Source organism: Paenibacillus sp. S28 (assembly GCF_016624415.1).
Lineage (GTDB): Bacteria > Bacillota > Bacilli > Paenibacillales > Paenibacillaceae > Paenibacillus_AQ > Paenibacillus_AQ favisporus.
Window position 1 is genome coordinate 37044 of record NZ_JACVTM010000009.1, and the last position, 12167, is coordinate 49210.

Annotated in this window: 11 protein-coding genes; 3 read left to right on the forward strand and 8 right to left on the reverse strand. The window is 53.9% G+C overall.

What is annotated here, in order from left to right; genetic code table 11:
* Nucleotides 1-140 precede the first annotated feature (140 nt).
* Nucleotides 141-1835, forward strand: a complete 1695-nt coding sequence (locus IAE55_RS20985) for a CPBP family intramembrane glutamic endopeptidase (RefSeq protein WP_200633816.1) — start codon at nucleotides 141-143, stop codon at nucleotides 1833-1835.
* Here IAE55_RS20985 and uvrC read toward each other — a convergent pair.
* Both uvrC and trxA read right to left on the reverse strand, forming a co-directional pair.
* Nucleotides 1804-3687: an excinuclease ABC subunit UvrC gene (uvrC, locus tag IAE55_RS20990; RefSeq protein WP_145163250.1), complete on the reverse strand. Its 1884-nt coding sequence runs from the start codon at nucleotides 3685-3687 to the stop codon at nucleotides 1804-1806. The genes IAE55_RS20985 and uvrC overlap by 32 nt on opposite strands.
* A gap of 251 nt (nucleotides 3688-3938) precedes the next feature.
* Nucleotides 3939-4256: a thioredoxin gene (gene trxA / locus IAE55_RS20995; protein ID WP_076174051.1), complete on the reverse strand. Its 318-nt coding sequence runs from the start codon at nucleotides 4254-4256 to the stop codon at nucleotides 3939-3941.
* Nucleotides 4257-4654: 398 nt separating this feature from the next.
* Between trxA and IAE55_RS21000 the strand changes: the two genes are divergently transcribed.
* On the forward strand, nucleotides 4655-4813 hold the full coding sequence (locus IAE55_RS21000; RefSeq protein WP_089548459.1) for a YqzM family protein: 159 nt from the start codon (nucleotides 4655-4657) through the stop codon (nucleotides 4811-4813).
* Between the two features lie 140 nt (nucleotides 4814-4953).
* Here IAE55_RS21000 and dnaI read toward each other — a convergent pair whose 3' ends face one another.
* The 4 genes from dnaI to IAE55_RS21020 all read right to left on the reverse strand — a co-directional run bounded on the left by dnaI (nucleotide 4954) and on the right by IAE55_RS21020 (nucleotide 9582).
* Nucleotides 4954-5910, reverse strand: a complete 957-nt coding sequence (gene dnaI, locus IAE55_RS21005; protein WP_200633817.1) for a primosomal protein DnaI — start codon at nucleotides 5908-5910, stop codon at nucleotides 4954-4956.
* A 31-nt stretch (nucleotides 5911-5941) separates the two neighbouring features.
* Entirely contained in the window at nucleotides 5942-7462 is a 1521-nt protein-coding gene (locus IAE55_RS21010) for a helicase DnaB (protein WP_145948666.1), read from the reverse strand.
* A gap of 36 nt (nucleotides 7463-7498) precedes the next feature.
* Entirely contained in the window at nucleotides 7499-9190 is a 1692-nt protein-coding gene (locus IAE55_RS21015) for an alpha/beta hydrolase family protein (RefSeq protein ID WP_200633818.1), read from the reverse strand.
* A gap of 95 nt (nucleotides 9191-9285) precedes the next feature.
* Nucleotides 9286-9582 (reverse strand): YuiB family protein, encoded by a 297-nt coding sequence (locus IAE55_RS21020; RefSeq protein WP_076174042.1) that lies wholly within the window; start codon nucleotides 9580-9582, stop codon nucleotides 9286-9288.
* Nucleotides 9583-9855: 273 nt separating this feature from the next.
* On the opposite strand from IAE55_RS21020, the gene hemQ reads away from it, so the two are divergent.
* A complete protein-coding gene (gene hemQ / locus IAE55_RS21025) occupies nucleotides 9856-10605 on the forward strand; it encodes a hydrogen peroxide-dependent heme synthase (RefSeq protein WP_105445085.1) in 750 nt (249 codons plus the stop codon).
* A 65-nt stretch (nucleotides 10606-10670) separates the two neighbouring features.
* Here hemQ and IAE55_RS21030 read toward each other — a convergent pair whose 3' ends face one another.
* Nucleotides 10671-10931 (reverse strand): hypothetical protein, encoded by a 261-nt coding sequence (locus IAE55_RS21030; RefSeq protein ID WP_116234121.1) that lies wholly within the window; start codon nucleotides 10929-10931, stop codon nucleotides 10671-10673.
* Nucleotides 10931-12124: an NAD(P)/FAD-dependent oxidoreductase gene (locus tag IAE55_RS21035; RefSeq protein WP_076173727.1), complete on the reverse strand. Its 1194-nt coding sequence runs from the start codon at nucleotides 12122-12124 to the stop codon at nucleotides 10931-10933. The genes IAE55_RS21030 and IAE55_RS21035 overlap by 1 nt, the downstream gene beginning before the upstream one ends.
* Nucleotides 12125-12167: the final 43 nt, after the last annotated feature.

The following is a 12167-nucleotide window of genomic DNA, read 5'->3' on the forward strand; positions in this document are numbered from 1 at the left end:
TTTCGATAGCTTTCCTTGATTTTCATCGTTTTTTCACCACTATTTTCAGGGTATACTGGTTTTGGGCGAATCTTCTATGTTATGTTTACCGTACTGTATTGGGGGGAATGGTATCTTTATCACATTCAAGGGGGGATTTCATGGACCGGTTAAACCAGCCGCTGGAAATCAGGGCCAATTATAAATGGCTGGGCATTTTGGGAGTCATCGGCCTTATTTTATTCTTTTTCGTACAAGTGTTTCCGCAGACGAGCTCGGAGACGCTGGAGGGGCAAACGACCAAGGTCATCAGCAAATCGGAGGCAGAAGCAGCCGCCAAAGCGTTTGCCTCAGACCGGTTGAATATTCAAACGGGGATTGCAGATAAGCCGCTTGTCACGTACCAGTCGGAATCGGACCTTTACGGTTATTTATCCAAAGAGAAGCTTCTTACCGAATATAACAAGAAATACGAACCGAAGTATCCTTATGACGTGTTCCGGGTCCGGCTGCCCGAGTCGAGCGATCAGGGATATATCAATGTAGACGTACATATGAACACGGGCAAGGTGGTCGGGTTCTCCATCACGCCTCCGTATTCCAAGTATGCGGCCGCGATGGCCGAAACGAACGAAACGATGCGCAAGCAGAAACTGAGAATTGTGGAAGGGAACATGACGCTGGAGGATAAAGAGGAAATCGCCTCGTCCTGGCTGCAGAAGCTGGGCTATAACACCGGCTCCCTGAAAGTATCGAGCGGCAAGGATGAGCCCGGCTTGATCTATACCGACTCCTCCTCCCACATTGGGCAATCGCAGCTGGAATTCAAGTTTGCCTTTGAAGATGGGGAGCTCCACTCCTTCCTCCCTGGATTTTCGGTCCCATCCGCTCATACGGCTTATGTAGAGAAGCAGACCAATAGCGCCACGATGCTGACCATGCTGGGATACGGACTGTTTACGATCGTGCTAGGCATTCTCGCCATCATTTACAGTGCGCTGACACGGCGGTACACATCCTTTGCCCGCGGGCTGTTTTTGTCCTTGTTTTATTTTGTTGTCTCATTGCTGACGACTTATAACATGCTGCCGGTGCTGGAAGCGGAAGGCTTCTCCCAGTTCGGGCTGATCGTGGCCATGGTCGTTCAGGTGATCCTGAGCATAGCGATGACGGTGCTCCTGTATTTCTCCCTGGTCGGCGGGGACGGACTGTGGCGCAAAGCCGGTTACAACGCCTGGGCCCGCGCCAAAGAGCCAGGATACGGGCGTTACGTGCTCCACAGCATGTTCACCGGGTATTTGTGGGCGTTTATCCTGATGGGGGCGCAGTCGGTGATCTATCTCGTCCTGGACCGGACGATCCACAGCTGGTCCACGACGGACGCCTCGCAGTCCCCGTATAACATGCTGTACCCGTGGATGCTGCCGATCATGGCCTGGATGGCCGGCATCTCCGAGGAAGCCGTGTACCGCCTTTTCGGCATACCGATGCTGAAGAAAATTGTAAGGAACACCTTTGTCGCCTGCGTCATTCCGACGCTGATTTGGGCCTTCGGCCATACGCTGTACCCGATCTACCCGATATACACTCGTCCGATTGAGCTCCTGTTCATCGGTCTCCTGTTCAGCTTGATCTTCCTGCGTCACGGCTATATCGCGGTCATGTTCGCCCACGTCGTGTTCGACAGCATCCTGATGAGCTTCAGCTTGTTCAGCATGGGGGATCTGACGAACATTTTGGCGGGCGTGGTCACCTGCGTCATGCCGTTTATCGTCGCCTGGGTCATTTACCTGTTTTACGGCAAAAAGAAGGAGAAGCCGTATGTTACGACTCCTCCTCCTGAAGGGCTGCTATAATTTGTCCGGCGAGCTTGTCGCCGATCGAGAGAGGCCGGAAGTCTTCAATCCGGGCCTCTTTTATTTTTTTAAGCGAGCCAAAATGCTTCAGCAGCAGCTTGCGCCGCTTCTCGCCGATGCCCGGGATGGCGTCGAGCTTGGATGCCACCATCGACTTGCCGCGCTGCTCGCGGTGGAAGGTGATGGCGAACCGGTGCACCTCATCCTGGATGCGCTGGAGCAGGTAGAACTCCTGGCTGTCGCGCGGCAGCGAAATCGGCTCGGGCGGATCGCCCACCATCAGCTGCGCGGTCCGGTGCTTGACGTCCTTGACCAGACCGCACACCGGAATGAACAGGCCCAGCTCGTTCTGCAGCACGTCGATCGCGGCGGAAATTTGCCCTTTGCCGCCGTCCACGACAATCAGGTCGGGCAGCTCCAAGTTTTCCTTCAGCACGCGCTCGTAGCGTCTGCGGACGACCTCCCGCATCGTATCGTAATCGTCCGGTCCCTGAACCGAACGGATTTTGTACTTCCGGTATTCCTTTTTGTCGGGCTTGCCGTCGATAAACACGACCATCGCCGATACCGGATTCGTTCCCTGGATGTTGGAGTTGTCGAACGCCTCGATCCGGTGCAGCGACTCAATGCCGATATACTGGCCGAGGTTCGCGGCGGCCTTGGACGTCCGCTCCTCATCCCGTTCGATCAGGCGGAACTTCTCGTCCAGTGAGACCTTGGCATTCTCTTCCGCCATGGCCACGAGCTGGCGCTTCGTCCCCCGCTGGGGCACCAGCACCTTGATGCCGAGCCATTCCTGCAGGGATGCTGCGCCGCCGCCGGCATCGATCGATTCCGCGGCATCCTCTGGCCGGCTGCTGTCTTCCGCCTCTTCCCCTTTTGGCATGTCAGGCAGCAAAATTTCTTTCGGCAGCGCCGGATTGTCGCTGTAATACTGCGTCACGAAGGACATAAAATCGCTGTACGCCTCCCCATAAAACGGAAAAACAGACGCGTGACGCTGAATCATTTTCCCCTGGCGCATATACAGAATCTGCACGCACATCCAGCCTTTATCCACGGCAAAGCCCAATACGTCGCGGTCCTTCGTGTCCGTCGTCGTAATCTTCTGCTTCTCCATGATCGCTTCAATATTGAGGATCTGGTCGCGCAGTTCCTTTGCCCGTTCAAAATACAGTTCTTCCGCCGCCTCCTGCATCTTGCGCTGGAGCTCCTTCTTAATCTCTTCGTGTCCGCCGCTCAGAAAAGAATTAATTTCCTGGGTAATACGGTCATACTCCTCCTGAGGGACTTCCTTCTCGCAAGGTGCCAGGCATTGGCCCATATGGTAGTACAGGCATACCTCTTTCGGCATGACCCCGCATTTGCGCAGCGGGTACATTCGGTCCAGCAGCTTTTTCGTCTGCTGCGCGGCGTAAGCGTTCGGATAAGGGCCGAAATACTTGGCTTTGTCCTTGAGCACGCGGCGGGTCACCTCAAGGCGGGGATGCGGCTCATTGGTAATTTTAATATAAGGAAACGTCTTATCGTCCTTCAGCAGGACGTTATATCGCGGCTGATGCGTTTTGATCAGATTACATTCGAGAATGAGTGCTTCAATGTTGCTTCCGGTCACGATATATTCAAAATCCCGGATATCCGCCACCAGGCGCTGCGTCTTGCCGTCATGGCTGCCGGTAAAATAGGAGCGGACCCGGTTCTTCAGCACCTTGGCTTTACCTACATAAATAATCTTGCCATCGGCATTCTTCATCAAATAACAACCGGGCAGATCGGGCAGCAAAGCCAGCTTGTTGCGGATCTTCTCCAGTGCTTTTTCCTGTTCCTGTAATTGCTTTGCAAAATCGTCCATGCCGTATCGGCTCACCTCCCGGTACTTATATTATAGGAGAAAACGGCTGAATACAGCAATATAACCCGGCAAAAGTCGGGGTTTCGTCAAGATAGCCTATTCGGTTACCTTCGGGGCATCCCGCCACTGCATGTAAATATACAAAAAATCCCGACAGCCTGTTTTCGGTCATCCGGCAGGCATCCGTACCTGCATACGAATAAAGCGCCCCCGGAATCATCCGGAGGCGCCTGTCATCGGCCATGCACCAATTATTGGTGTTTAGCGATGATGTTTTTCAGGTTTTCTTTGGAGTTCAGGCCGACCACTTTATCAACCGGTTGACCGTCCTTGAAGAAAATCAAAGTCGGGATACTCATCACGCCGAAACGGGACGCCGTTTCCGGATTGTCATCCACGTTCAGTTTGGCAATTTTCACGGAGTCTCCGAGCTCGTTAGCCAGGTCTTCCAGAATCGGAGCGATCATTTTGCAAGGACCGCACCATGGTGCCCAAAAATCTACCAGAACCGTACCTTGACCTTCGATTTCAGCGTTAAAGGATTGGTCGGATACATTCACAATTGCCATAATAGGTTTCCTCCTTATAAGAAAAAATTCGGTGTATTCTGCTTCACAGAAGACAGACCATGTTTAGCGGCTGTACGCAAGGGATGAAAAAACGGCCATCCGGCTTGGTATCCCCCGTAATCGCAAGAGCGCAAATGGACGTCTAAACTGATATGTCTTTGTGGACAGTTTAAGTATAACACATTCCGTCAAGAAATGTGAAACCCTTAATTACAGATTAAACGAAATTCGGGCCCCTTAACCGTTCAGCCACCCTTCCCTGCCCCTATAAGTATTCACCATATATTCTTTACAAATTCTTTGAAGTTTGGGTATACTAATGTTAACTCGGGTTTCTCTGTTCATGAGAAGGCTCATTGACATCAGGCTGAAACCATGATGAGGAGGCATTTGTTCAAATGGATGCAAACGTGCACGCTAACGATCCGCGGAAACACGTGAACGAAGAGCCGCGCAATGATTTAATGGATCTGATGAATGGCTTTGGCGGAATGGCGCTGTTTATGACCGTTCTGTTTGCAGTCATGGTGATCATTAAATTTGTTATTTCCGGCTAATTAGCCCCATAGGGCTTACAAGAAAACCTGGCTTCGCCTGTCTTTTGGACAGGTTGGCCAGGTTTTTTTGGCTTATAAACAGTGAATTTGGTAATGTGATGCAAAATGCCGCTTGGCCCGGGTCCTGTTGAAATGGCCCTTTATTCCTGTCTGCGGCGCTGATTCTCCCCGTGCAAATGCACGACATCGACGAACGGCGCAATGCGGTCCATCAGCCGCTGCCCCTTATGCCCTTCTTCGCCATCTTTGTTCGTGAAGCTCAGATGCCTTTCCAGGCCGTCCAGAGCATAATTCGACGTATAGAAGGTTGGTTTGCGGTTCATCCGGTAATTCAGGATGGAGCCCAGCACGTGGTCGCGTACCCAGGGACTCAAATTTTCGGCGCCGATATCGTCAAAAATGAGCAGATCGCACGCCTTCATCAGCTCCACGGTCTCCTTCAGCTTCACGTTATCGCTAAGCATCCCCTTCAGATCCTCCACAAAATCAGGCATGTACACGATAACCCCGGTATGACCGGTAATTGCCAGCTCATGGAGGAGATAGCTCATCAGGAACGTTTTGCCGGTCCCGAACGATCCGTACAGATACAATCCCTTGTTCGGCAGTCCGTTCTCGCGTACGTCCCGGATATACCGGAATACCTGGTTCACCGCCGGAGCCCGGTTCCGGTCCTTGCCCATAATTTCGACCTCGTTATATCCTTCGCTCAATGCACGCTCGTCCACGTAAAAGCTGCGGATCCGCTTCTTGATCTGGTCCTCTTGCTGCTTGGCCGTCTGCAGGTTGCAGGGAACCTTGCGTTCCACCAGCTCCGTAATCCCGTTGACGACCTCCACCTCCAGCTTGCTGTAATGCCCCTGAAAATCGTTCGGGCACCGCTCGAGCCCCGGGCAGCGGTCACAGTGCCGCCGGTCGGTTGCAAACTGGTACAGTCGGGTCACGTTCATCCGCAGCAGCGATTCTTCCAGCTCCGGATACTCCTGCCGAAGCTCCCGTACCGCCGGATCCCTTAACAGTTCGTCCGCGATCTCCTGCGACCGCTGTATAAAGGATGGCCCTCTCATCTGCTTCAGCAGCTGCCCCAAAGAATCCATGCCGGTTGTCCTCCCCTCTCTTCAGGCGGTTCTATATGCCGCCCTTTTTCTTGCTTGCCTGCATTTCAGCTGCCATACGCAGCATTTCCTCAAACTCTTCCTCGCTGACATCGCCGACCTGCCCGTCTTCCTGGGCCAGCGGGATATCCGGCTTCATCTTCACCGTTTTGCCGCCGTATGTACGGGTTCTTGCGCCGCCGGCTCCTGCGGCCTGCTTGCCTTTGACCTTGGACTGGTCGCGGATGTACTCCACGGCTTTCTCATAGGAGTTGACCTGCTTCAGCAGCATGTTGGAGGCGATGGCCTCGACAAAATTGCGGTTGATCCGCTGGTCGTTCCCGCCTTCGGTCAACAGGGACATCAAGTAGTGGATCAGCACATTGATGACTTCACCCGGCAGCTTGTAGCTGAGGTCGATCTTCTCGAATATATCGATAAAATTGTCCGGCACCGAGCCCGGAAAATAAGTTCTGAGCAGCTTCGTATACGGCTCATTCCGAAGCATCATATTATACTGGTGAATGTCGCATTTGGATTGGAACTGAACCGGAACGTCGACGTAATATTCCATCTGCACGGCATGCTCCAGCGGAGCCTGCTCTTCTTCCGTTTCTGCCTGCCGGAAGGAAATGACTTTCCCCGCGTACACGTCCCGCTGTTCCTGGCGCCGCTTGTCCTGGCGGAACTGTAGGCTGGCCTTATGCTGGAACTCGTCGAGCAGAATGTCCCCGTCAGGTCCAAAGATGCCGTCCTCATCGAGCAGGCGGCAAATGTCCTGGACGCTGAGATCGTATTTGCGTCCGACAAAATTGATGACGCCCATCTGCTCATGGTTGAAGCGCAGCCCCTCCACATGCCGGCGGTTGGCGGAATCCCGCGGGAAGCGCAGGATGATATCGGAATAATTCAGCGCCCCTTCTTCATCGAGAACCCGAAGTCCAGGCTGTCTTGACGTGGATACCTCAGACAACGCCTGTTCCAGCTCGTAATCGATCACATGGGTGTTCAGTTCAAAAATATCGTAAAAGGCCAATGAAATATTTTCTTTATGGACGGACGATGATCCGGCATACTCTTCCGGTTCCTTCGACCACAGCTCCTCGCGCAGCGACAGGACGGCAAATTTGCCGATCTTATCGCGCAGCAGCAGCGTCAAATGCTGTGTATTAAAGAACTCCGACGGCGAGAGCGGTGCCTGGAGCTCGTATTCGTACATGTAATCTTCCTGCTCGGGCACGTAAATCCGGCAGGATTGCAGCAGCCCTACCGCTTCCAGACGGGAAGCCTGCTCAATCAGATATTTGCGTCCCTTTTCGCTCGGCTCAAGGCCAAGCGACAGGAAAATGCGCCGCTGCTGTTCAACCCGGGAGTAGCCCAGCTTCTCTGCCGGGATATGCTGAAACAGCAGGTGGTATAAGCTGATGGCAAATGCCCCGACCATGGGCTGGTATACGGAGCTGAGCATTCGGTTGTCGAGGCTGCTTAAACCAAAATCGCGGAACACGCAGTACCGGTGGTTTTCGGTAAAATGCAGCAGGCTCTTCATATGCATAATCTATGCTCCCTCCCATCGATTCGTAGACTTTCTCTATTCTATCACAAAAGGGTCCGCTTCTTCTCCGTTTTTCGACAAGTCTTTCATCCCCAAATGAATCCAGCTTGCGACATCGGTGATGACCTCCTCGGGTACATTGCCGGGCAGCTTGTACTCCTCGCCTGTCGAGTTCTTACTATAATATATATACATATGATTAAGTCCCGGATATGACTTAAAGGCTACGTCTTTTCGTTGGCTAAGCGCACTTCTCCACACCTTGAGGCTCGGCGGAGGGACCTGCACGTCATTCTCCCCCTGGAGGATGTACATCGGGACGTTCTGATTTCTGGCGAGCAGCGGCCCGCTGTAGTTTCTGAAATCGAACCACCAATACGCGTTCGGCAGCGGAAAATGTTCCGGCAGATGCTCCTTCGAATAACCGGGGTCCTTCAGCAGCGCGACGGCTTTTTCCCATGTGTCCACCTGCTTTTGCAGACGGGCCAGCTTCTCATCCGAAGCTCCCTCTTCTTCCGCCCGCCCTAATATTCCCCGGTACTGCATCAGCATCAGGTCCTCCAGCGGTCCGGATGGGGCGGACATCACGACCGCGCCGGCGATATGCTTTCCCGCATCCGAAGCGATGATGCGCGGGACAAGCATTCCGCCTTGGCTGTGGCCGAGCACGTAAATCTGCTGCGGGTCGATCCTTGGATCGGCGGCCAGCAGGGCAGCGGCGCTGACGGCATCGTCGACCGTCTCCTCCTGGACGGTAAAGGACGGGGTGGCGGAACGAAGCGGGTATTCCCGCGTCCGCTTTTCGTAGCGGAGCACCGCAATCCCTTCGCCGGCCAGCCCCACCGCCAGGTCCCTGAACAGCTTGCCTCCGCCGGAAGACTCGTCCCGGTCATTGGGGCCGGAGCCGTGGACGAGCACAAGCGCGGGAACCTTCTCCTGAACGTTCCGGGGGAGCGTCAGCGTGCCTGGAAGGAGCAGAGGGCTCTGGCCGACCTGCACTTCTTCCTCCGTGTACTTTTCCGGGTGGTCATAGGCGGGTGCCCGATAGCTGCTTGTGACATTTTCGATCCAGGCGATATCGTTCAGCAGCCCCTCAGGGCTGAACCGGAGCTCCATGCCGAACGTCTCTCCTTTTGGCGTCTGATAGACCAGGCGGGCGTTGCTGCGTACGGAATCCGTATAGGCTTCGGCATGCAGCAGGCTCCAGTCGAGGCCGTACAGCTTTTCCAGCCGATCTTCGTACTTGGAAAGCGACGAAGGCGGATACGCCTCCGATAAGGACGCATCCATCATCCATCCCGCCTCTTCCCACTTCCCCTGGCGCAGCAGGGTCATCCAGTAGATCGCCCGCCCCTTCCAGTCATCCGGATCGAGGGACCAGCGATGGTCCGCCCAAGTTCCCCGGATGCCCAAAGCCCCGGTAAACGATTGGAGTGGCACGAGCAGCGCTCCTCCGCCGTCCGTCACCGCGGTACGCGCAAGTTCATACGGCGCTTGGTCCAATAAGGACTGCTTGCTGCCGGGCGAGATTTTCCAGCGGGTTTTGCCGAGCGAGACCTGAACCCGCTTGTCCGTCCCGTCCCACAGCACCTTGGCGCCAAGCGCCTCGGCCGCAATCCGGAGCGGAATCATAGTCTGCTCTCCTGCGGAGGCCGCCATCCCGTTTGGTAACGAACCTCCCGCCATCAGCCCGGCGGCAAGCACCAGACCCAATGCTTTTCTCCACATCCATCCGTCCCCCCATCATTCAACCCTTCAGCGCCGGGATAGCGCAAAACAGCCCCCCGGGTGGAGAGCTGTTTCGAAATCGGCCGATTTGCGGCCTAGAACATTTTAAATCCGCTTCTGCGAAGCTTCTGGATGGACCAGCCGCTGATAACCGCGCCTGCCAGTCCGGCTACCCCCGTTAAATAGTCGACTACGCGAAAAGACTCCAAGTGACTGAGCAGCGACATTTGGCTGCGGTCCCATAAAGAGTATACGACCACCGGTAAAATAACGATGACAAACAAATAGCAAGGGAACCAGGTCGTTTTCATTAACATATTCAAAATAAAGCCGATGCCGAACATCATGACAAAAAATAACACCATCAGCACGAGAACGGGTATAAATTGCATCTCAGCCAAGTCACCTCTTCTTTTGTTTCGCCCCGCTAAAACGGATACAAACAGGCCGTTCACAGTCTTGCCACGTTTTGTGGACTAGTAGTTAGTTTACTAAAAAAACGGTCACGAATCAACGAACAATCGGTGAATAGATTGTGACTTCATTTGCTCTTGCGCTTGCGGTTGAGCTACAATGAAGAAAAACGTCAACGACCCTGATACTCGGGTCCAGCAAGTAACCTTGGGATCCGCTTACAGGCAACTATTTATAGGAGTGATTCATAGATGAATGAAGCAGCATCAACTCTGGAGGGCTGGTACGCTCTCCACGATTTCCGTTCCATGAACTGGGCCGCATGGAAGGCCGCCGACGACGAAGACCGCGCCATGGCGCTGGACGAGCTCCAGGCGTTCCTGAACGAATGGTCCGAGGTGGAATCCAGCAAGCAGGGCAGCACAGCAGTGTACAGCATCATCGGACAGAAGGCCGATTTTGTGTTCATGCACCTGCGCGAAACGCTTGAAGACCTGAACGCCATCGAGACTGCGTTTAACAAAACGCTGTTTGCGCAATATACGACAAAATCCTATTCCTACGTCAGCGTCGTCGAGCTCAGCAACTATCTCGCCGGTTCCGGCGAAGGTGACCCGATGGAAAATCCGCATGTCGTTGCCCGTCTGAAGCCAATCCTGCCGAAGACGAAATACATCTGCTTCTACCCGATGAACAAAAAGCGCGATCAGGCCGACAACTGGTACATGCTTGACATGGACGATCGCCGCAACATGATGCGCAGCCACGGGCTGATCGGCCGCAGCTATGCAGGCAAGGTGAAGCAGATCATTACCGGCTCCATCGGGTTCGACGATTGGGAATGGGGAGTTACCCTGTTCGCCGAGGACGCGCTTCAATTCAAGAAGCTGGTCTATGAAATGCGCTTTGATGAAGTCAGCGCCCGTTATGCCGAATTCGGCGGCTTCTTCGTCGGAGCGATTCTGACGCAGGAATCTTTTGAGGACATGCTGAAAATTTAGAATACTTTCATATATTAAAAAGGTTTGCCCCGAGTAAATTCAGGGCAAACCTTTTTGCTGTTTCCTTAGTCCTCTTCCTGTTGTTCATCCTGCTGCGATTTCATCGACTCCAAAAATTCGGCGGTCGCCCGGTCGCGGTCCCTTCCCTTTTCCTTCAGCCTTTCAATGGCCGGCAGGATGAGGATGTCCACTTCCTTTTGGACCGTGTACGACAGATCGTACCGGTTCTGGTCCTCGAGGAAGGATCCCACTTCCATCAAGGCGTTATAACGGTCCAGTTCGTCCCGGGTCAACAATGCGCGGACTTGAACACTGCAGTGCCTCATTACAGGAATTTTCCTTTCTTCAATACCAGCGGAATGCCGCCGATAATAAATAGGTAGCGCATATCTACGATCTTCTTCAATTGAGCTGCCCGCCAGCCCTTTATATGCTTGTCGCCTACTACTGCGATACCTTCGCCTTTACCCAGGGAAGCGACGGTGCCCTTGTTGCTGAATTCGAACTTTTTCGGCTGCTGGCCGCGGATTGCCGTGACGATGTTATGAGCGCAGCACACGCCCTGCTGCATCGCGATCTGCGCCGTCGGAGGATACGGACGCCCTTCCGGATTCATAATCAGGGCGTTGTCCCCGATGACATAGATGTGGTCGCTACCAGGCGCCCGCAAGTACTCGTCAACCTTCACCCGTCCTCTTGCCGTTTCAAAGCCGGCCGCTTCAATCATATGGTTGCCGCGGATTCCTCCGGTCCACACCACTGTAGCCGCCTTGATCTCTTCACCGGTCGCAAGCACTACGCCGTCCGGCTTGCATTCTTTGATGGCCACGCCGATTTTGAAGGTTACGCCTTTCTTGCGGAGCACCTCCATGGCATACTCCACGAGCTCCGGAGCAAAACCAGGCAGCGCCGTTGGCGCCGCTTCCACATTGTAGACATTCACAAGATTCGGATCGACATCGTATTCCTTGCACAGTGCCGGAATGCGGTCGGCCAGCTCGGCAACAAACTCAATGCCGCTGAAGCCCGCTCCACCGACGACAAAATTGATTCTTTCCTGCGGACTGCGTTCATTTTTATACAGCGCGAACTGGTACTCGATATGCTTGCGGATCAGCCGCACCGAGTTGATGCTGCGGATCGTCATCGCATATTCGGCCATCCCCGGAATGCCGAAGGTTTCGGATTCCCCGCCGAGGGCAATGACCAGGAAATCGTAGGAGAGCGTCCCGTCCTCCAGGATGACCTTCTTCTCATGCGGGCGGATTTCCTGAACGGAGGATTTGACCAGATCGATCTTGAATTCGTCAATCAGCTTCGAAATCGGTACCCGTGTATTCTCGACGCTGTCCGTACCGGCAGCGGGCATATGCAAATGGGTCGTAATATAGTGGTAATCGTGACGGTTAACAAGCGTTACGTCCGCTTCATTATAATTCAATTCCTTTTGAAGGCGCTGTGCTGTCAGGATGCCGCCGTAACCCGCACCAAGGATTACTATCTTGGGAATGTTGCTCATCATCTTGCTCCTTCCAAAATGTCGGTCTCTATATATATTTGTG

Bases quoted from the DNA above. Each gene is read 5' to 3' on its own strand.
- IAE55_RS21010 (WP_145948666.1), bottom strand. From the start codon at position 7,462: ATGCATATGAAGAGCCTGCTGCATTTTACCGAAAACCACCGGTACTGC.
- IAE55_RS21015 (WP_200633818.1), bottom strand. From the start codon at position 9,190: ATGTGGAGAAAAGCATTGGGTCTGGTGCTTGCCGCCGGGCTGATGGCG.
- IAE55_RS20985 (WP_200633816.1), top strand. From the start codon at position 141: ATGGACCGGTTAAACCAGCCGCTGGAAATCAGGGCCAATTATAAATGG.
- uvrC (WP_145163250.1), bottom strand. From the start codon at position 3,687: ATGGACGATTTTGCAAAGCAATTACAGGAACAGGAAAAAGCACTGGAG.
- IAE55_RS21030 (WP_116234121.1), bottom strand. From the start codon at position 10,931: ATGAGGCACTGCAGTGTTCAAGTCCGCGCATTGTTGACCCGGGACGAA.
- hemQ (WP_105445085.1), top strand. From the start codon at position 9,856: ATGAATGAAGCAGCATCAACTCTGGAGGGCTGGTACGCTCTCCACGAT.
- IAE55_RS21035 (WP_076173727.1), bottom strand. From the start codon at position 12,124: ATGAGCAACATTCCCAAGATAGTAATCCTTGGTGCGGGTTACGGCGGC.
- dnaI (WP_200633817.1), bottom strand. From the start codon at position 5,910: ATGGATTCTTTGGGGCAGCTGCTGAAGCAGATGAGAGGGCCATCCTTT.
- IAE55_RS21020 (WP_076174042.1), bottom strand. From the start codon at position 9,582: ATGCAATTTATACCCGTTCTCGTGCTGATGGTGTTATTTTTTGTCATG.
- trxA (WP_076174051.1), bottom strand. From the start codon at position 4,256: ATGGCAATTGTGAATGTATCCGACCAATCCTTTAACGCTGAAATCGAA.
- IAE55_RS21000 (WP_089548459.1), top strand. From the start codon at position 4,655: ATGGATGCAAACGTGCACGCTAACGATCCGCGGAAACACGTGAACGAA.